General features: G+C 57.5%; 16 protein-coding genes and 1 pseudogene. 7 read left to right on the forward strand and 10 right to left on the reverse strand.

Annotation, left to right across the window (positions count from 1 at the left end; all coding sequences use genetic code 11):
* Nucleotides 1-359: 359 nt before the first annotated feature.
* Genes flgH through flgF form a run of 4 tightly spaced genes read right to left on the reverse strand, consistent with a single transcriptional unit; the run spans nt 360 to nt 3662 of the window.
* A complete protein-coding gene (flgH, locus tag GOB85_RS10505) occupies nt 360-1082 on the reverse strand; it encodes a flagellar basal body L-ring protein FlgH (RefSeq protein WP_173577448.1) in 723 nt (240 codons plus the stop codon).
* Nucleotides 1083-1111: 29 nt separating this feature from the next.
* Entirely contained in the window at nt 1112-2110 is a 999-nt protein-coding gene (gene flgA, locus GOB85_RS10510; protein ID WP_173577449.1) for a flagellar basal body P-ring formation chaperone FlgA, read from the reverse strand.
* The gene (flgG, locus tag GOB85_RS10515; protein WP_173577496.1) at nt 2107-2892 is read right to left on the reverse strand and encodes a flagellar basal-body rod protein FlgG; all 786 of its coding nucleotides are present in this window, start codon (nt 2890-2892) and stop codon (nt 2107-2109) included. Before flgG ends, flgA begins: the two co-directional genes overlap by 4 nt.
* Nucleotides 2893-2921: 29 nt before the next feature.
* Entirely contained in the window at nt 2922-3662 is a 741-nt protein-coding gene (gene flgF, locus GOB85_RS10520) for a flagellar basal-body rod protein FlgF (RefSeq protein ID WP_173577450.1), read from the reverse strand.
* Between the two features lie 102 nt (nt 3663-3764).
* On the opposite strand from flgF, the gene GOB85_RS10525 reads away from it, so the two are divergent.
* The 5 genes and pseudogenes from GOB85_RS10525 (at nt 3765) to GOB85_RS10545 (ending at nt 8726) form a co-directional block, all read left to right on the forward strand.
* On the forward strand, nt 3765-4823 hold the full coding sequence (locus GOB85_RS10525; RefSeq protein ID WP_173577451.1) for a glycosyltransferase: 1059 nt from the start codon (nt 3765-3767) through the stop codon (nt 4821-4823).
* A gap of 158 nt (nt 4824-4981) precedes the next feature.
* A pseudogene (locus tag GOB85_RS10530) lies at nt 4982-5324 on the forward strand (transposase); the annotation flags it as partial.
* Nucleotides 5325-5940: 616 nt separating this feature from the next.
* The gene (locus tag GOB85_RS10535) at nt 5941-7158 is read left to right on the forward strand and encodes an NADP-dependent isocitrate dehydrogenase (RefSeq protein WP_173577452.1); all 1218 of its coding nucleotides are present in this window, start codon (nt 5941-5943) and stop codon (nt 7156-7158) included.
* A 266-nt stretch (nt 7159-7424) separates the two neighbouring features.
* Entirely contained in the window at nt 7425-7955 is a 531-nt protein-coding gene (locus tag GOB85_RS10540; protein WP_173577453.1) for a type 1 glutamine amidotransferase domain-containing protein, read from the forward strand.
* Between the two features lie 150 nt (nt 7956-8105).
* The gene (locus GOB85_RS10545) at nt 8106-8726 is read left to right on the forward strand and encodes an endonuclease/exonuclease/phosphatase family protein (protein WP_173577454.1); all 621 of its coding nucleotides are present in this window, start codon (nt 8106-8108) and stop codon (nt 8724-8726) included.
* Between the two features lie 377 nt (nt 8727-9103).
* Here GOB85_RS10545 and GOB85_RS10550 read toward each other — a convergent pair whose 3' ends face one another.
* Together GOB85_RS10550 and GOB85_RS10555 are read right to left on the reverse strand one after the other, a co-directional pair.
* Entirely contained in the window at nt 9104-11302 is a 2199-nt protein-coding gene (locus tag GOB85_RS10550) for a pyrroloquinoline quinone-dependent dehydrogenase (RefSeq protein WP_173577497.1), read from the reverse strand.
* Entirely contained in the window at nt 11302-11688 is a 387-nt protein-coding gene (locus GOB85_RS10555; protein WP_173577455.1) for a glycerol dehydrogenase, read from the reverse strand. Before GOB85_RS10555 ends, GOB85_RS10550 begins: the two co-directional genes overlap by 1 nt.
* A gap of 231 nt (nt 11689-11919) precedes the next feature.
* On the opposite strand from GOB85_RS10555, the gene GOB85_RS10560 reads away from it, so the two are divergent.
* Together GOB85_RS10560 and GOB85_RS10565 are read left to right on the forward strand one after the other, a co-directional pair.
* Nucleotides 11920-14175, forward strand: a complete 2256-nt coding sequence (locus GOB85_RS10560) for an amylo-alpha-1,6-glucosidase (RefSeq protein ID WP_173577456.1) — start codon at nt 11920-11922, stop codon at nt 14173-14175.
* A gap of 600 nt (nt 14176-14775) precedes the next feature.
* On the forward strand, nt 14776-15657 hold the full coding sequence (locus tag GOB85_RS10565; protein ID WP_173577457.1) for an NUDIX hydrolase: 882 nt from the start codon (nt 14776-14778) through the stop codon (nt 15655-15657).
* Nucleotides 15658-15757: 100 nt separating this feature from the next.
* Here the strand turns inward: GOB85_RS10565 and GOB85_RS10570 are convergent, their stop codons facing one another.
* From GOB85_RS10570 to GOB85_RS10585, 4 genes are all read right to left on the reverse strand, one after another.
* Nucleotides 15758-16087, reverse strand: coding sequence for a transposase (locus GOB85_RS10570; protein ID WP_242011446.1), 330 nt, complete (start codon nt 16085-16087; stop codon nt 15758-15760).
* Between the two features lie 19 nt (nt 16088-16106).
* A complete protein-coding gene (locus GOB85_RS10575; RefSeq protein WP_173577447.1) occupies nt 16107-16355 on the reverse strand; it encodes a hypothetical protein in 249 nt (82 codons plus the stop codon).
* A gap of 161 nt (nt 16356-16516) precedes the next feature.
* Complete coding sequence (gene tmpT / locus GOB85_RS10580) at nt 16517-17170, reverse strand: thiopurine S-methyltransferase (RefSeq protein ID WP_173577459.1); 654 nt, start codon at nt 17168-17170, stop codon at nt 16517-16519.
* 165 nt (nt 17171-17335) lie between these two features.
* Entirely contained in the window at nt 17336-18661 is a 1326-nt protein-coding gene (locus GOB85_RS10585; RefSeq protein ID WP_173577460.1) for an MFS transporter, read from the reverse strand.
* Nucleotides 18662-18788 lie beyond the last annotated feature (127 nt).

The raw sequence follows: 18788 nt of genomic DNA on the forward strand, positions 1-18788 counted from the left end.
GACGCTCTTCAAAATACCGTCTGTGGAGCAATTGACGATATCTCTCATCGCCAGGCCGCAGCGTGCTTCACCGCCGCCGGATATGAACCAGACTGATCGGATTATGCTCTAACAGAACCTTTGCAGACCGAACGGTATAGTGAGAAATCCCTTATACCGGAGGCTGTGAAGACTGACCTGTGGATGAGAGCATCCGGGTTCAGCCCGGACCCGGCAGGGACAACAGGTCCCTGCACCCTGATTTGTTGATAATCAAATGGTTTGCAAAGGCTCGCCTTTGCCGGGTTCCAGGGCAGAGCCCCGCCAGTCTCTCACCGGGCAAAGGTTGTTCCTGATATGAGTCTCTGAGAAATCACACATCAGAAAGGTGCGATCGAGTTCAGAATCTGCTGGCCGTAGCGCGGTGTTTGCAGGATTGTCAGCTGTCCACGACCGCCATAAGAAATGCGGGCTTCGGCCATTCGATCGTGCGTGACGGTATTGTCGGCGGTGATGTCCTGCGGGCGCACGACGCCTGTCACCTGTAATTCGCGCAATTCACTGTTCACACGGACTTCCTGTCGGGCGACCACGACGAAATTTCCGTTCGGCAGAACCTGTGTGATCGTTCCTGCGACACGAACGGTCACCGTTTCGTTCCGGCTGATCCGGCCGGCGGCGGTATTGCCGCTGCTGCTTGACGTTGACAACGCGCTTGAGCTGGTCAGACGCGAAATTGCCTTTCCATGAAAGCCTAAAATATTTGGCATCCCCATCGCCTCGCTGCCGGAACCGGTGGCGCTCGTATTGTCGATCATTGTGGCATTGTCGGTAATATCGACAATGACGGTCACGAGGTCTCCGACCTGTGATGCGCGCTGATCCTTAAAGAATGCCCGACTGCCTGGTCGCCACAGGCTTGCGACTTCGGCTGGTGGCGGCTGGAGTGGCGGCATCGGCATTGTAACCGGGCGATAGCTGGTATCACGCGTCGGGTCCTGCGTGCGGGTGAGGCTGGGGGGATGACCAATCTCAGTCATGCTTCCGAAGCTGTTACAGCCCGATAAAAAAAGAACGCTTAGAATAACAGAAGATTTTTTCATTAACTATGTAATATCCGGAAATGGAAATTTCAGATGTTTCGTTGTGACCTGACTCCCGCAACCCGCAGAACGCGCTGGTCTGCCGGCATCGGTGTGCTGCCTGGCAGGACTTCCACGCGCGTGCGGTCAATGATCTGACCGACCACGATCATGCGTGATGTGGGATTGAGAACATGAATACGTTCTCCTAAGGCCCCTGAATCGACGGCAATGCCGCTGGCTGTCAGATGGAGTCCTGTGGATGAAATATCGAGAATGACGGGCGCGCCTTTTTCGACGAGATCAACGTGAATGATCTGATCAGGTGTCAGCGGGCTGCCGGCGGAGATGGTGTGACGTGCGGTCTGGCCGACGACAGCAGCTGGATCACTGATCGTCCGCGCCGGGAGTGTGCGGGAATCTTCATTGATCACATCAAGATCGTTACGGCTTATGATCTGGCCAGGTGACAGGTCATGAAGCGCTGTCACCACGTCGATCTGCGCGCTGACCGTGCCATCTGCGCGGAAAGAGGACGATATTCCCTCGTCGGAGGGGACGGTGAAGTAGGCTGAAAATCGTCCATGCGAGGCATCGTAGACGACATTTGCTAAGTGCGGTGTCTCGTCCTGGCTGGCGGCAATGGTCGGACCGGAAAAATTCGGGATATCGAGTATGGCGTTTTCGGGAGCGCCGCGTTTTCTCAGTTCTGCCGTGATGAGTGGCATGATGTCATCGCGGGTAATGGTCCGCGCGGCGCGGGTGAGCCTGACGCGTGCCGTGTCAGACGCATCAGGCCAGTCGATGCCGAACTGGGTCGCGATCGCTTCAAGCTGTGCTCCGTCGATGATCTGGCTTTGCCCGGGTGCCGGGGCCGGCCCAAGGTCGCAGTCCTGCCCCGGAGCGAGGTCGGCGAAAAGATCGGAGAGGCGCACCTGCGCGCGGTGCAGGATCGCCGCTTTACGAAGCGTTGCAGCATCCGATGGCAAAGCTGCCAGGCAGAGGCCGAGAGCAAAAACCGGCAGGAAATACTGCGGCAGACGGCTCATTTCAATCCTGTCAGCGTCTGCAGCATCTCGTCGGAGGCTGTAATCACCTTGCTGTTCATCTCATAGGCCCGCTGGGCGGTGATGAGATCGGTAATTTCCGTCACGACATTGACGTTGGATTCCTCGACATAGCCCTGGCGGATACTGCCGAAGCCAACGCTCTGTCCGGTTCCGGTGATGGCGTTTCCGGAAGACTGTGTCTCGGTAAAAAGGTTCTGACCCATTGCCGCCAGACCGTTCTCGTTCTGGAATGTCGCCATCTGAAGCTGCCCGACGACCGTTGAGGTCGTCTGGCCCGAGATCGTGACCTGCACCTGACCGGTCTGGTCGATTGTGATGGTCTGGGCGTTGTTCGGAATCGTGATGCCGGGGCTTACCGGATATCCGTCCGCCGTGACGAGCTGTCCCGTGTCAGACATAGAAAATGTGCCGTCACGCGTATAGGCATATTCACCGGAAGGCAGTGTAACCTGAAAGTAGCCGGTCCCTTCAATTGCGAGATCAAGGCTGTTGCTTGTCTGCTCCAGCGTGCCCTGTTCGTTGATCCGGTAGATGCCCGCGGTCCGGACACCGAGACCGACCTGAGCTCCGGCGGGAACGAGTGTGCCGCTGTCGGAACTCATGGTGCCGGCGCGGCGCATGTCCTGATAAATCAGATCCTGAAATTCGGGACGGCGGCGTTTGAAGCCTGTCGTGGTCATGTTTGCGATATTATTTGAAATGACCTCAACATTCGTCTGCTGGGCCTGCATGCCGGTGCCGGCGATGTCGAGAGAACGCATCATATCGGTGAATTTCCGTCTGTATCAGTTCAGGACTGGAGCTGTGTGATCTTGTCGATTGCGTTCTGACGACGCGTCGACTCGCTTTCCACAAGATTGGATGCGACCTCGAAGTCGCGCTGCAACTGGACGAGCTGCGTCATCTCGGTCATGGCGTTGACATTACTGCCCTCGACCATGCCCTGGCGCAGTTCCTTGGTGTCCATCTGGCGTGTTGGCGTGGTCGCGCGAAAAACCTGATTACCTTCACCGGACAGAGTGTAGGGGTTGTCTACCGTGACAAGGCCGATTTCTGCTGCCACGCCGTTTTCCGTTGAAAGCGTTCCGTCGGAAGCGAGATTGATCGTCCGGTCCTCCGGGCGAAGCTGCACGGGCTGGCCAGTGCGATCCAGGAGCGTGTTGCCGGCGCCGTCGGTGATACGACCATCCGCAAGGCGCTGGAACCGGCCGTTGCGGGTGAGCCGCACGCCCTGAGCAGTCATCACCGAGAAGAAGCCTTCTCCGGTAATGGCGATATCAAGCGGATTGCCCGTTTGCTGCAGGGTGCCCTGGGTGAAATCCCGCCAGGTCGCCCGGTCCTGATTATAGGCCTCCGTGGAGCTTCCTGCCGCCGTGTGATCGCCCTTCTGCGTGACGAGATAGTCTGAAAAGAGGACATGGCTGGCTTTGTAGCCGGGCGTGTCCGCATTGGAGAGATTATTGGCCAGAACGCTCATCGCACGCATTTGCGTGTCCATGCGTGACAGCGCGATATAGGTCGTATTGTCCATTTGGCGAGGCGCTCCCTTCACGGGCAGACTGCCGGTCAAAGATTGATAAAGGGTTGCTTTGCGTCTTCCGGCGGCGGGCGACTCAGGAAAGGTTCCTGTTCGTTGCGTATCCTTCACTGCATTCTGACCCACGAATTTGCCGGTACGGAGCGCTATCTCAGCGAACTCGCCCGCATGCAGGCAGAACATCACGAGGTCACTGTCCTCGTTGCCCGTCAGACCCGCGACTCGCTGACCGGAGGAGATCTGGTGCCGCATCTCGCTCCGCCGGTTCGGGTTATCCGGGCGGGGCGGGGCGGATATCTTTCCGCATTGATCGGTCTGTCACGACGCTGGCGTCCGGATGTCATTCATACTCACGTCGGGGCTGCCAGTTTTCGGGCCGGTGTGCTGAACCGGCTGCACAGGGGACCGCTCCGGCGATTTCTTCCGGGTGGTGCCGGGCCGGCGGTTGTGGCAACGCTCCATCGTGGGTTCGCGCGCCGTGCCTATGGCGGGCATGACGGTCTGATCTGTATCGCGAACTGGCAGAGGGCCGGCATTCCCGCCAGCTTTCCCGGGCCTGTTGAGACGATCGCCAACTGGACGTGTCCGGCGGGTCCGGCGGAGGGCGCCAGAGAGCGACTTCTCTCGGAAACCGGTCTGGGTCCGGACACATTTCTTCTCGGTGCCGCCGGGCGGATGATCCCGGAAAAGGGCTTCGATACGCTGCTTGATGCTTTTTCCCGTGCGGATTTGCCGGATACTGCACTTATTCTGTTTGGAGACGGTCCCTCCAGGGCAGCGCTTCAGGTCAAAGCTGGCCCGAATGTCATCTTTACTGGTTTTCGCACCGCATTGCGGTCTGATCTGGCGGGGCTCGATGCATTTGTTCTTCCGTCTCGCCGTGAACCGTTTGGTCTTGTTCTTCTGGAGGCGATGGCGGCCGGTCTGCCGGTGCTCGCCACGAACGCGGGTGGGGTGCCGGACATTCTGGGAGCACATCCGGAGTGCATGGTGCCGCCGGATGAGCCGGCTGTCATGGCTGCCGGGCTGGAGATGTTGCGGCGCCGCCCAAAGCAGATCTGGGATCTGGCGTCCTTCGATCCCCGCGGGCAGGTTGCCAGGACTGAGGCCTTCTACCGGCATTGTATGGCCTGGAAAGAGAGGACATACCGATAGGGTCGTTCCGGTCGGATGGTTTCAGCCAGAGCGTCTCCACTGAACTCCGGATCGTTGTGGTGACACTGAAAGCGAATTGTGATTCACCGTTTTCATTGATGGAGACGGTGATGGCGCGAGCATTGAGTGATGACCTTCGGGCGCGTCCACCCGTTCGGTGGCGGCCCGGTTCGGGGTGGGGATTTCGACGGCAGGACTGGTCTGATCTCCAGCCCGACCCAGATCCGCAGCGCCTGTGTTCATCGACGAAACCAGCCTCTCCGCGAACATGGCCAGCTTGCGCGGTCGCGCTTTACGCGGGGAACGGTGTCGGGCCGGTATGCCGCACGGCCACTGGAAAACCACGACCTTCACCGGTGGGCTGCGTCTGACAGGCATGACCGCGCCCTTCGTGCATAATGGTCTCATAACGGCGCAATCTTTCAGATCTGTGTCGAACAGGTTCTCATACCGACGCTGACACCGGGTGATATCGTCGTGATGGATAATCTTCCTACACACACAGGCCTGGTGCAGGAAAGGTGATCAACTGGCCGGGGCCACGCTCCGGCTTCTGCGCAGCCGCAGGTTATGAACCGGATTAAGGGGGCATGCTCTGGCATAAAGATTGACCGTCATAAAGAAGTCCAGGCTTTGGCCCGCATCCGGAAAGGACCGCAGACCCCTTTACCCCGATCTGTTGACTAATAAAGCGGACTCTAAAGGTCTGCGACCTTTGGCGGAGCTCCAGGACTCTTTTTCAGTGTATCAGCCTCAACGCTGGTTAGTATTACAATGCCGGGAAATATTGTAAATAAAAAATACAAAATCATATAAATGTACAATAATTTTTATCTATATACGAGATGAGGTTATTAATCTGAATAAAATTTTTACTATTAATCCTAAAAAATCTCGCACCCTGTAAATTTTAGTTGTGATGTAATTTATGTTTCTCAAATTTTATTGATGGGTAATTCCTATTCAACTGCCGCATGACTCCTATCGTAATCGTGAACAGATAACGGCAGGTACACCATAGGGCCTCCCTGTTCCTCCGTGCTAGTGCCAGAGACCTTTCCCGCGACACCATGAGATGTTCGCGACAACAACAAAAAACGGGGAGCCAGTTCCGCCCATGGCAAAAATCAAAGTAAAAAACCCGGTCGTCGAACTCGATGGCGATGAAATGACCCGGATCATCTGGCACTTTATCAAGGACAGCCTGATCCTTCCCTACCTCGACATCGATCTGAAATATTACGATCTTGGCATCGAACATCGCGATGCGACAGATGACAAAGTCACCGTCGAAGCCGCCGAAGCGATCAGAAAATATCGCGTCGGCGTCAAATGCGCGACCATCACCCCCGACGAGGCCCGTGTCGAAGAGTTTGGCCTCAAAAAGATGTGGCGCTCGCCCAACGGTACCATTCGCAATATCCTCGACGGCACCATTTTCCGCGAGCCGATCATCTGCTCCAACGTGCCTCGTCTGGTGCCACACTGGAGCAAACCCATCGTCATCGGTCGTCATGCCTATGGCGATATCTACCGCGCCGCCGAGACAAAAATCCCCGGCCCCGGCAAGGTGACTCTGAATTACGTGCCCGACGGTGGCGGTGAACCCATCACGCTCGACGTGCATGACTTCAAAGGCCCCGGCGTCGCGCTCGGCATGCACAACACCCTCGCATCCATCGAAGGCTTCGCCCGCGCCTCGCTCAGCTACGGCCGCGACCGCAGGTTGCCTGTTTATCTCTCAACCAAGAACACAATCCTGAAAGCCTATGACGGCATGTTCAAGGATGTGTTCCAGGCGATCTACGAGAAAGAGTTCAAAGCCGATTTCGATAAACTCGGCCTGACCTACGAACACCGTCTGATCGACGACATGGTCGCTTCCGCCCTGAAATGGGACGGCGGCTATGTCTGGGCCTGCAAAAACTATGATGGCGACGTCGAGAGCGATATTGTCGCGCAGGGTTTCGGCAGTCTGGGTCTCATGACTTCTGTCCTGCTCGACCCGACCGGTACCATCGTCGAATCAGAAGCTGCTCACGGCACCGTGACCCGCCATTACCGCGAGCACCAGAAAGGTCGTCCGACCAGCACCAACCCGATCGCCTCAATCTACGCCTGGACGCGCGGTCTGGCCTATCGCGGACGCTTCGACGACACCCCCCAGGTCGTCAACTTCGCAGACACCCTCGAACGCGTCTGCGTCGAAGCCGTCGAAGCCGGTGAGATGACGAAAGATCTGGCCGGTCTTGTCGGCAACGGCACGAAGTGGCTCGACACGCAGCCCTTCCTCGACACAATCGACACCCGTCTGAAAAAAGCGCTCAAAGCCTGAAAACGGCGTTCCTGCGCGGAAGAAACGACTTTCGCGCAGGTAGAAGCTGATCCACGCGACATCCAGGATCAACTCGGTCGTCCCGTTGCACATCGTGCCGCCCGACCAGCAGAACGACCTCCTGAAACGCTTCATCTGCACGCTGCTAAATGCTGCCCTGCACGAACCATCCCGTGTCACGCTGCGTTGTGTCCCGACATGCATCCCGCAAAATACTGAATGCGGGTCACAACACCGACCGCCATGGTCGATAAAGGAGTGATGTCATGACCAGAAAAATAGCTGTTCTCGCCACTGACGGTACCGAAGAAATCGAACTGACGTCCCCCGTGGAGGCGCTGAAAAAAGCGGGTGCCGAAATTATCGTTATTTCTCTCGAAAAGGGAGAATTTCAGGCAGTCAAAAGCGATATCTATCCATCAGGGAAACTGAAAGCCGATCTGGCTGTCAAAGATGCTGTTGCCAGCGATTACGACGCCCTGCTTCTGCCCGGCGGTGTCGCGTCTCCGGACAAACTGCGTGTTAATGAAACGGCCGTGCAATTCGTCCGGGATATCATTGATGCCGGAAAACCTGTCGCCACGATCTGCCACGGATCGCAGACCCTGATTGAAACCGGTGCACTGCGCGGGCTTACGGTCACATCATGGCCCGCAATCCGGACCGACCTCAAAAACGCCGGGGCGACCTGGGTCGATCAGCCAGTCGTCACCGATGGCCAGTTTCTCTTCTCACGCTGTCCAGACGATCTTGATGCTTTCAATCCTGCTACGATAACGCATTTTCGAATCACCTGACGGCCACAGACCTGTCAGGCTGGTGGATTCCCCGGCCATTCTCACGTGGCGAGGGCCGGCACGGTCAGGGCTTCGGACTTCGGGCCTCTTTACAAAATCAGCAAATCAGCGACCCTGCTCTGGCCATCATGCCATATGAAAGGTGGAGTCTTGCGCATACTAAGCTGGAATGTCTGGGCGCATGGTCATGCGCGCCCGGGGAATGTCAGTCGACTCATCACTGCCCTCCAGCCGGATCTCGTTCTCCTCCAGGAAGCCACGTCGGTGATGGATGCGCTTCCTCAGCTGGCCGGCGGTCATTACAGGCGAATCACAGCTCCGGAGCGGAACAATGGTCCCGCGGCCTGGAGTCCTGCACCCTTTGAGTCAGACGAGTTTATTCTGCCGCTCGGAAAACAGCTGGATGTCCCCATCGCAATTCTCCGCAAGATCGCCCTGCGGGGCGCCCTGATCATCCATCAGAACGGTCTCGAAATCGCCAATGTCCATCTCGATCACGGCCAGTTCGCCAATCGCCGCCAGCTCCGTTCTCTCCTCAGGGCGTATCCGGATCTGAAAATCATCATGGGGGATTACAATGCCCTCGGACCAGTCCGTTTGCCTGGCTTTCACGATGTCGGCCCGCGCCGCTCAACACACCGGATGTATGGCCTCGCACCCCTGAGGATCGACCGCTGCCTCGTGCGCAATATGGCTGCGACCGGGGCCTGCACCTTCGCATACGGTCCTTCCGATCACCGCCCGATCTGTGTCGATCTCACCGATCTGTGACATGCGGATGCGTGTGACAGTGAGCAGCCCCGGCAACAGTAACAGGGGCTTGATTCTGCAATAGACTAAGCGACGGTGGAACGCAGGTTGCGTGACTGTCAAAGCTGATGATTTCTGTGACTTTCCAATATCGCGTAGTGTCATCTGTATCGGGAAACTGTGGCTTCGTATCGAAGACATTATCCATCACGAAATTAATGTTGTCGTACGTGCGGACTGTGTGCCCGGAAAAGACCGCAGGCCCCTGGACTCTCTTTTCACGCCGTCGGACGTATCGGACCGACAGATCCTGTTTGCCGCGTCCTCCTGAACGGCCGTCAAAAAAAACCCTCTCCGGCCGAGAAGACCAGAGAGGGCTGATAACTGAAAGCCGGAAACTATCCCCCATCAGGCAGGGCGTAGACCACCAGCGCATCACTGACCGGTGTCATCATGAAATGATGCCCGCCCGCCATGATGGCGACATACTGTTTGCCGTTATACTCGTATGTCATCGGCGTTGCCTGTCCTCCGCCTGGCAGAACATCGCTCCATAGTTCTTTCCCTGTCTTTGCGTCGAAGGCGTGGATCAGATTGTCAGTCGTCGCAGCAACAAAGATCACGCCTCCGGCGGTTATGACCGGACCACCATTGTTCGGTGTCCCAATGGTAAGCGGCAGATGTGTCGGCAGACCCCATGGCCCGTTTGCCCGCGCACTGCCCAGCGGATGCTGCCACAGAACTTTCTGCGTGTGTATGTCAATGGCCGTGATCATCCCGTAAGGCGGTTTGTTGCACATCATGTGCGTGAACTCGTTCCAGAACGGAGAAACGACAATACCATAAGGCGTGTCCGCCATCGCACCGGCACCTTCCGCTCCGCCGCCTGAGGGACTGAAGTGCGGATCGTCCACCGGCATGAGACCCAGTTCATCCGCCTTCTTGCGAGTTACAAGCTGGTCATACATCGGTGTGATGTTCCAGTTCGCAATCAGCACTCCGGCCTTCGGGTCATAGGCCATGCTGCCCCAGTCACTGCCGCCGTTATAACCAGGATATTCCAGCCAGGGCCGACTGATTTCGGGAGCGGTGAACTCACCCTGATATTTCGCCCGGCGATATTTCAGACGACAGTAGAGCTGGTCGATCGGCGACATGCCCCACATATCGGTCTCTTTGAGCTCCGGCACGCCAAGCCGCGGCATCCCCGGGGACCAGGGCTGAGTGGGTGAACGCGGATCATTCGGCACGTCTGTTGCCGTCGGAGCCGGTCGCTCTTCCACCGGAAGGATCGGTTTACCATCCCGGCGATCCAGAACAAATGTCTGTCCCCGTTTCGTTGGCATGATCAGGGCTGGTATCGGTCCGTCTTTCCCCGGGAAGTCCAGCAATGTGGGTTGTGATCCGATATCATAGTCCCAGACGTCCTTATGCACAGTCTGAAAGACCCATCGCGGTGAACCCGTTTTGACGTCGATCGCAACAACGGATGACGAAACCCTGTTCTCCTCCGGAGATCGGAGCGCGCTATAGTAATCCGCCGCTGAATTGCCGGTCGGAACATAAACCAGACCAAGCTCGTTATCGCCCGTCATCGTCGCCCAGGAATTCGGGGTGCCACGGCTGTAATGTTCTCCTGGCTGCGGCTCGCCGTGCTGGTCAGGACGGTTCACATCCCAGGCCCACAGAAAACGTCCCGTCTCGGCATCATACCCCCGGATCACACCCGAAGGCGCCCAGCGCCGCTGCCCGTCCAGAACTTCATGGTTGACCACGATTGCGCCATTCACGATCGGCGGAGGTGCGGTTACGGAGACAAATCCCGGAACAGACTCGCCCATGCCTTTCATCAGATTAACCTGCCCGTGATAGCCAAAGCCCTCACAGAGCCTGCCATCCGCGGCATCAACCTGAATCAGGCGCATGTCGAGAGTCGCAGCAAGAATCCGATTATGACAGGGCTGTCCTTCCGGTACCGTCGAAGACGTATAATACACCACGCCCTTACAGGCCGCCGTATACGGAATGCTATCGTATTTCACACCGGAATTATGGCGCCAGATCTCTTTTCCGGTGCCCGGATCGAGCTTGATGATGTCGTCCATCGCGGAGCAGGTATAGAGTCCGTCACCTACCTTGATCGGCGTTGTTTCCGCTGCCCATTTGTTGAGCTGCCCCGGCGCCGGCTTACTGCCGGTATGATACACGAAAGCCCGTTTCAGGCGTCCGACATTTTCCGGTGTAATCTGATCCAGCGGGGAATAGCGTGTGGCGCTGGTGTCACGGCCATAAGCCGGCCAGTCATCATGTACAGGATTGCCGGTGACCTGCTCCACAGCAGGCGTGGCTTCACCCGGCTCCGCAGGCGGTCCATCCGGAATATTCGCTGCATTGACGCCTGGCGCCTGAGGCGCATCAGGGGAGGGGGCCGCGAATTTGTCGGAACTCTTCTCCGAATCACGACCGGTTGTCGCATTGCCCGGCCCCGGTGCGCTTTCGCTTGGAGGAGTCTGTGCAAATGCCGCGTCATCTGTCACCAGAGAAACAGCGCCAAGTCCACACAGGATCGTCGCCGTCAGAAGTGGTATCCTGCGCATCATGCCATGCTCCGACCGGACGATATCGTGGTGCCGCCAATGCGGCGCAGAACCGGAACAGTCAGAGCAACAGCAATGGCCACCAGTGTTGGACCGAACAGGCGCGGCAGCAGCCCCCAGCCATCCAGACCGACCTCCCAGAACGCCCAGGGCCAGGTCAGCGCCCAGGCGACCAGATAAAGGAGAGCCCCGTTCACCGAGCCCGTAAGCATCAGCCCGCCCGCCGCAATCAGCGCCGCACCAAAAAGAACATAGTAAAAGGAACCGCCAATCATTGCGAGCTGCGCGCCCATGATCAGAAGCGGAAGTCCGAGCAGAACGAGCAGAACGGCTACAAGAACCGTAGCCCACTCCGCTGCGCTCTGCGGTTTGTGAATGCTTGCCATAAGGCGTCTCCGGAAAACAACTTTTCAGAAACGTATGAACAGCCTGTCAGGTACGGAAATTTAAAGAAAAATTTTCGTGATGGCAGGGTACTGTGATCGCCGTCGGGCGTTCAGGTTCATGACTGCGGTCATCCGCTCCCGGGTGCTCAACGACAATCGGCCACAAGGATAATCCCGCAGCAGACCCCGTGGGCAGCATTCCTCAGGAAGATAACAGGGAGACACGGCCCCATGACAGAATTCCAGGACGCGGCGCCCCTGCAGGGCGATGTGATATCTATTGCTGCCCCTCCGTCAAAAGGTCCTGTCACTTCCACGCAACCTGTGCCGTCGGAGCTTGACGAGTTCTCGCCAGCCGGAAGCTCCCTGCTTTCCAGCCGTCGCATCCACGCACTCAAGCAGGGGGATCTGTTCGGTGTTTTCGATCAGACCGGCGACATTCTCTGGGGGCAGGATATCGCAGACGGGCTGTATTACCGCGATACACGTTATCTCTCCGGTCTCACGTTTCGTATAGGAGAACAGCGCCCCGTGCTGCTTTCCTCCGTCGTGCGCGAAAACAATGTGATGCTGTCGGTCAACCTCACCAATGAAACGCTCACCCTGGACGACGGCACACGCCTGACCCATGATCTTCTGCACGTCCTGCGCTCCCGCTTCCTGTGGGAGGGTAAATGTTTTGAGCGTATCGAAATCAGAAATTTCGATGTCAGACCACACGATATTTCCTGTGACCTGCGTTTCTTCGCGGATTTTGCGGACCTGTTCGAAGCCCGGGGCATGAAGCGGAAGAAACGCGGTGAAAACCTCGAACCTGCGGTTGGCGAATGTGACGTCAATCTTTCCTATCGGGGGCTGGATGACCGTATCCGCACAACCCGGATACTCTTTTCACCAAAACCGAAAACCCTTTCTTCAGATCACGCAACGTACGATTTCTCCATAGCTCCGGGCGAGAAAATCCTTATTCATATCGAAGTCCAGTGTGATCCCACAAGTTGCAGCACCCTGCCGCCCAATCGTGCCTTCCTGGTGGGCGCCGTCGCCGCCCGTCGCTCTCTGCGTCTCGCCTCATCACGCGCCACAGCTATTGCAACGTCGAACGAAATCTTCAATGAGGCTATCCGCCGCTGCATCTGCGACATCTATATGTTGCTGACTGAGAAAAAGACCGGCCCATACCCCTATGCCGGCGTTCCCTGGTACAGCACCGTCTTCGGTCGGGATGCCCTCGTCACTGCCATGCAGACCCTGTGGCTCGATCCGCTGATTGCAAAGGGTGTGCTGAAATATCTCGCCCTCAACCAGGCTGATAAAGAAGATCCCCAGGCTGACGCCGAACCGGGGAAAATCCTGCATGAAGTGCGTCTTGGTGAAATGGCCGAACTGGGAGAGATCCCCTTCCGTCGCTATTACGGCTCTGTCGATTCCACCCCGCTTTTCGTCATGCTGGCAGGCGAATATCTCGAACGCACAGGCGATGTTGGGACCCTCAGTGAACTCTGGCCTCATGTTACCCGCGCCATCGACTGGATCGAACGCTTCGGAGATCGTGATGGCGACGGTTTTGTGGAATATAACCGGCGCAACAAGGACGGTCTGGCAAACCAGGGCTGGAAAGACAGCTACGACAGTATCTTCCATGCAGACGGAACCCTCGCGGAAGGACCCATCGCTCTGTGCGAGGTCCAGGCTTATGTCTACGCAGCTCGCCGTGCCGCCGCACAGATTGGCCGTCGTCTTGGTCAGACTGCTTATGCCGCTCACCAGGATGAGAAAGCCGATGCCCTGCGTGTCGCCTTTAATCTTACCTTCTGGAATAACGATATCGGCACGTACGTCATTGCTCTGGACGGAAAAAAACAGCAATGCGCCGTCCGCTCATCAAATGCCGGCCATGTTCTGCTCACCAATATCGCTCCGGCCGCACGCGCCTCGAAAGTGGTCGAGGGGCTGATGCACCGCAGCTCTTTCTCAGGGTGGGGTATTCGCACTATTCCCGAAGGAGAAGCTCGTTATAACCCTATGGCCTATCACAATGGTTCCGTCTGGCCTCACGACAATGCCCTGATCGCTATGGGCTTCGCTCGTCATGGATATCGCCGGGAAGCCATCCGCGTATTCCAGGCTCTCTTCGATGCCGCTCTCTACACCGATCTCCGCAGGCTTCCTGAGCTGTTCTGTGGTTTTTCAAGATCCCGCTCTGAAGGGCCGGTTCGCTATCCTGTTGCCTGCTCGCCCCAGGCCTGGGCCGCCGCAACCCTGCCCGCCCTGCTTCAGGCTGTCCTCGGCCTGCGCTATGATCCGGGAACCGTCACTGTCGAATTCACACGTCCACGACTGCCGGAATCCATAGACTCCATGACACTGTTCAACCTCGCCGTTGGCGGGGAATCGCTGTCCGTTCATATCGTCCGCACTGGTGAGGAAGTGGCCATCAATGTCGTCAAACGCTCCGCTTCCATCAGAATGCAGATCGTCAGTTAAATCCGGGATAAAGTCAGCCGGTCATAGTTGCCCCTTCGGACTGGCAATGATTTGTCGGACCTGCTGCCACGATGGCCACACAGACGTAGCGTAGCTCGATGGTTCTCAGAGGCTGTTTCAAGAGGCTCTGTTAGCGTTGCGTGTTGATCTGTGGTTTTTCAACGAGCTGGCGGAAGACCGGGCTCAGCCCGGACCCGGCAGGGACCGTCACGCGAAGGCGTGCTGCGCACGACGGCCCCTGCACCCCGATTGATTTATAATAAAATGGTTTCCAAAGGTCTGTGACCTTTGGTGGGTTCCAGGGCAAAGCCCTGGGAAGGAGCCAGCACGCAACGACAACAGATCCTTTCAAAAGCCCCTCTGCCGGCGATCCGACGCGCGTTTTCTGCGTTTCGATGCTCACGGCCCGCGCGACCGCTCCGTTTCTGTGCTCAAAACACACGCCGGTCATTCTCCTCAGGGGGCATTCTCGCCCGGCAATGAGGCTTTTGAAACAGCCTCTTAAAGGAATGCACTTTCTGTCACTGGTTGCCGTGGTCTCACCCCCACGATACAAACCCCGCATTCCGCAACCAGCCGACCGAGTGACCCCGACACCTTATGACCGACCCAGGCCTGTGCAGAACTGACCTTGTCGCGGTTCTCATGACCGTCAAAAACGGTGATCCCCATATTCTGACACTTCGAAGCGGTGCGTCTCTCCCTTCCGGGCCTCTGAAATCGGGTCACCGTTCACTTCAGAAAGGTCTCCGCGCCTGGGTCGAACAACAAACCGGCTTTCATCTCGGCCATATCGAACAGCTCTACACGTTTGCCGATGGCCTGAACGACGACGACGGTCGCCTTGTCCGCATCTCTTATATGGCTCTCACCAACACCTGGAGCGCCGAAGGCGACTGGCGACCGGTCTACGATTATTTTCCCTGGGAAGATCGTCGCGCCAGTGAGGTCTGTCCTCTTCTGTCCCGTATCATCACGCATATCCGTGCATGGGCTGATGCCCATACTCATCGCCGCCGCCGCTGCGCCGTCGCTTTCGGCCTCGATGGACATCTTTGGAACGACGAACTTGTCCTCCAGCGCTACGAACTCCTGTGGGAAGCCGGTATGGTCACGGAATCCCGCACACCTGGCAGCATGATCCTGGACAGTGCCTGCATGGATGATGATTATCGCCGCGTGCTTGCCACCGCCATGTCCCGCATCCGTGCCCGTATCCGCTATACTCCGGCCGTCTTCGACCTTTTGCCTGCACATTTCACTCTCCTTCAGTTGCAGCAGACTATGGAAGGCCTTGCAGGTCGCCCGATGCACAAACAAAACTTTCGCCGCCTTGTGCTCAGCCAGCATCTTGTCAGTGAAACCGGCAGCTACGAGCAGGCGGGGCAGGGGAGACCCGCTCGTCTCTACCGCTTTGATCCCGCAGGCGCGGAAAACTGCTATCTCGCTGGCGCTAAACTCCCGCTGGAGCATCTCCCCTGAACCCTGAATCTTCTGGCGATGTTTTCTGTGATTCGTGATTCATCATTTTCATTTATGGAAATGATGATGGGCGTGCGTTGAGTGATGACTTTCGAACGGATCACGACACGATCGCCACCTTCCGGCAGGCACACCGCACACCGCATCCTGCAGCGTCTCGAGGGTTCGCGGCGTCACCCGTCTGCTCCATTGCCTTCATCCTGGCGAAGATGTTCTCGACAAGGCTGAAGTCGGGACTACAGGGCGGCAGAAACAGCAGTCGGGTGCCGACTGCCTCCATGGCTTCCTGCGCTGCAGCACCCTTATGGGCCGGAAGATTATCCGGGATGACGGCGTCTTCCGCCGATAGTGTGGGAGCGCGTATCTTGCGGGCATAAGCAGCGAACCATTCCCCGGTCATTGGGCCATCCGGTATCATCGGTGCTGTCATGCCGGACAGGCGCAGCTCGTCAACGAAGGCCGCGGTTTTCCAGTGCCCATGAGGAATGGATATCCGAGCGCATGCCGCGTCGTGACTGTCCCTGCAAGCGGGTCGTCTTCGTCGAGACAGCGGTTGCACCGCAGATCAGACGATAATGCTCAGGGCATGGTCGCCGGCCTCCATCCCGGTAACCAAGACGAAACAGATCCTGGCCGATATGGGAAGCCGGAAATGACTTATACCAGAGGTTGGGAGGATTGACCTGTGGCCGGGGCATCCGGGCTCTGCCCGGACCCGGCAGGGACCACAGGCCCCTGCACCCCGGTTTGCTGATCATAAAATGGTTTGCAAAGGCGAGCCTTTGCCGGGTTCCAGGGCAGAGCCCGGCCGTCCTGCACCTGCCAGTCTTACACAGGTCAAAGGTCAGACCCTCTGGTATTAATCCGGTCCTGGCCAGCGCCGAGGCATCACCCATACGCGCTCACGGGCCGGACAACGTCCTTTAAAGCCGCCGGTAATATCCCGGACCTCAACAGACTCCGGTCGATAAGCGCTATCATACAAAACGAGTAATTCCGTCTCCGGAACGGAAAAAGGCGGGCCTTCTGCATGTGATTGCTCATATTCTAATGTCACGAGCAATTGTGGTGCTGCCTTCGTCAGCGCAATCAGATGCGGAGCATAACGACGCCGCATCGTTTCAGGCAGCGCCACCAGTGCTGCCCGATCATAAACAGCATCCACCCTTCCCAGTGTTTCCGGATCGAGATCAAAAATATCGCCTGCAAACAGTGTCACGCCACCGGCTTCAAACCGTTCGAACGATCCTGTGGAACTGATCTCCGGCACCAGACCGGATTCAGCAAAAAACTGCGTGACCGCAAGCCGGCTCAGTTCAACCCCGACGACAGTGAAGCCCTGCTCACAAAGCCATGCAGCGTCCCGGCTTTTGCCACAGAGCGGAAGAAAAATCCGTCCACCCGGCCTGATATCCAGAGCAGAAAAATGTGCCGTCAGGAACGCATTGGGTGTGGGCTCATGAAAGCCGATCCGATTGTTCTGCCAGCGGGAAAGCCAGAAATCCCGTTCCATGACCCACACCTTCTTTCACGTTATTCGTGTTCAGAACATAATGAATTCTGCTCGCCAGTCTGCGGCCTGTAAAAAAATCTTTTATACTGAAGTCATTTTCCCATCATGGACCAGATGAAACCTGCCTGTCCGATGCGAAACGCAGCCGGACGTTCTTCCCTTCGATCAATCGGGATAGTCGCTGGAAGAATGTAGAAATGAACCAGCCTTCAATTCCTCCGGTGAAAACCACATCCCCACCACTCCGACAACGGCTATCACTGCCACATACACTGCCGGTGCCAGCGGCGTCTGCGGCACAAGCACGGAAATCACAGCCGGCGTCAGTCCTCCGAAAATTGCGTAAGAGATATTGTAAGACAGGGACAATCCCGAAAACCGAACCGCAGCCGGAAATGCCCGTAACATTCCCACCGGAACTAGCCCCACAAATCCGGAACAGAGCCCGCTTACTGCCGCCCATCCCACAAGCGTTCCTGGCCAGTAAGGTGCCAGCCCGTACAGCGCAAACGCTCCACCCGCGAGCAATGTCCCGCACAGGACCGCCAGTCCGCGCAACGACAGCACATCCGACAGTGCCCCGACGCCAACAACAGAAAGGGTCAGACAGAATGTGGCTACAAGACTGGCCCGCATTGTTTCCTCTGCCGACACATGATGCAGTGTCTGCATCAATGGCGGCATCATCAGCACCAGAACGACAATCGCCGCCGTCAGTGTCCAGGTCGTCGCCATCGAACACAGCACGGCCCGCCGATGCAGCCGCAGCAAAATCCCGACCGGTAATGTCTCCGCAATTTCAGCCCGGGAGTGCATCTCCCGAAATACCGGCGTTTCATCCAGCCAGCGTCGCAACACCATCGCCCCGAGCCCAAATACACCCCCCAGAAGAAACGGAATCCGCCACCCCCAGTCCGCAACAGCCGCCACAGTCATCACCGCATGCAGCACCAGAATCACAACAGACCCCAGCAGAATTCCGCCTGTCAGCCCCCCGGTCAGCAGCCCGGTTGCAAATCCCGCTCGTCCTGGCGGAGCATGTTCTGAGACGAAAACCCAGCCGCCGGGGGCCTCACCACCAATTGCTGCTCCCTGCATCATCCGCAAAGCCAGCAAAGTCAGTGGCGCCCCGACCCCAAGCACGTCATATCCCGGCAGAAGCCCCATCAGCAGCGTCGGCACCGCCATGAGCAATACGCTGAAAGTAAAAACTTTCTTCCGGCCCGACACATCACCATAATGCGCCATTACCAGGCCACCCAGGGGCCGTGCCAGATACCCTGCGCCAAACAGCCCGAATGTTTCAGCCTGCCGCAACCATTCAGCCTGGCTCGCCGGGAAAAACTGCGCCGCAATCACTTTCGCCAGAAAGGCAAAGATGACGAAATCATAGAATTCCAGCGCCCCGCCCAGCGAGGCCAGGGCAAAAATACGTAACTGCGAGAGCAGCGAACCGGAAGAAGCGGGCAGGGCGCCCGGGGACGAAGACATGAACCGCGATCCGCCTGTGTCTGAAAAAGCGGACGCTTATAGAGCGTCACGGCACAAGAACAGGAAAAACTCAGGCTTCAGCCCGGAAATCCATCAAAAACAACAGAGCGCGGGCGACAGTGCTTAA

This window comes from Acetobacter fallax, from assembly GCF_011516735.1.
GTDB lineage: Bacteria > Pseudomonadota > Alphaproteobacteria > Acetobacterales > Acetobacteraceae > Acetobacter > Acetobacter fallax.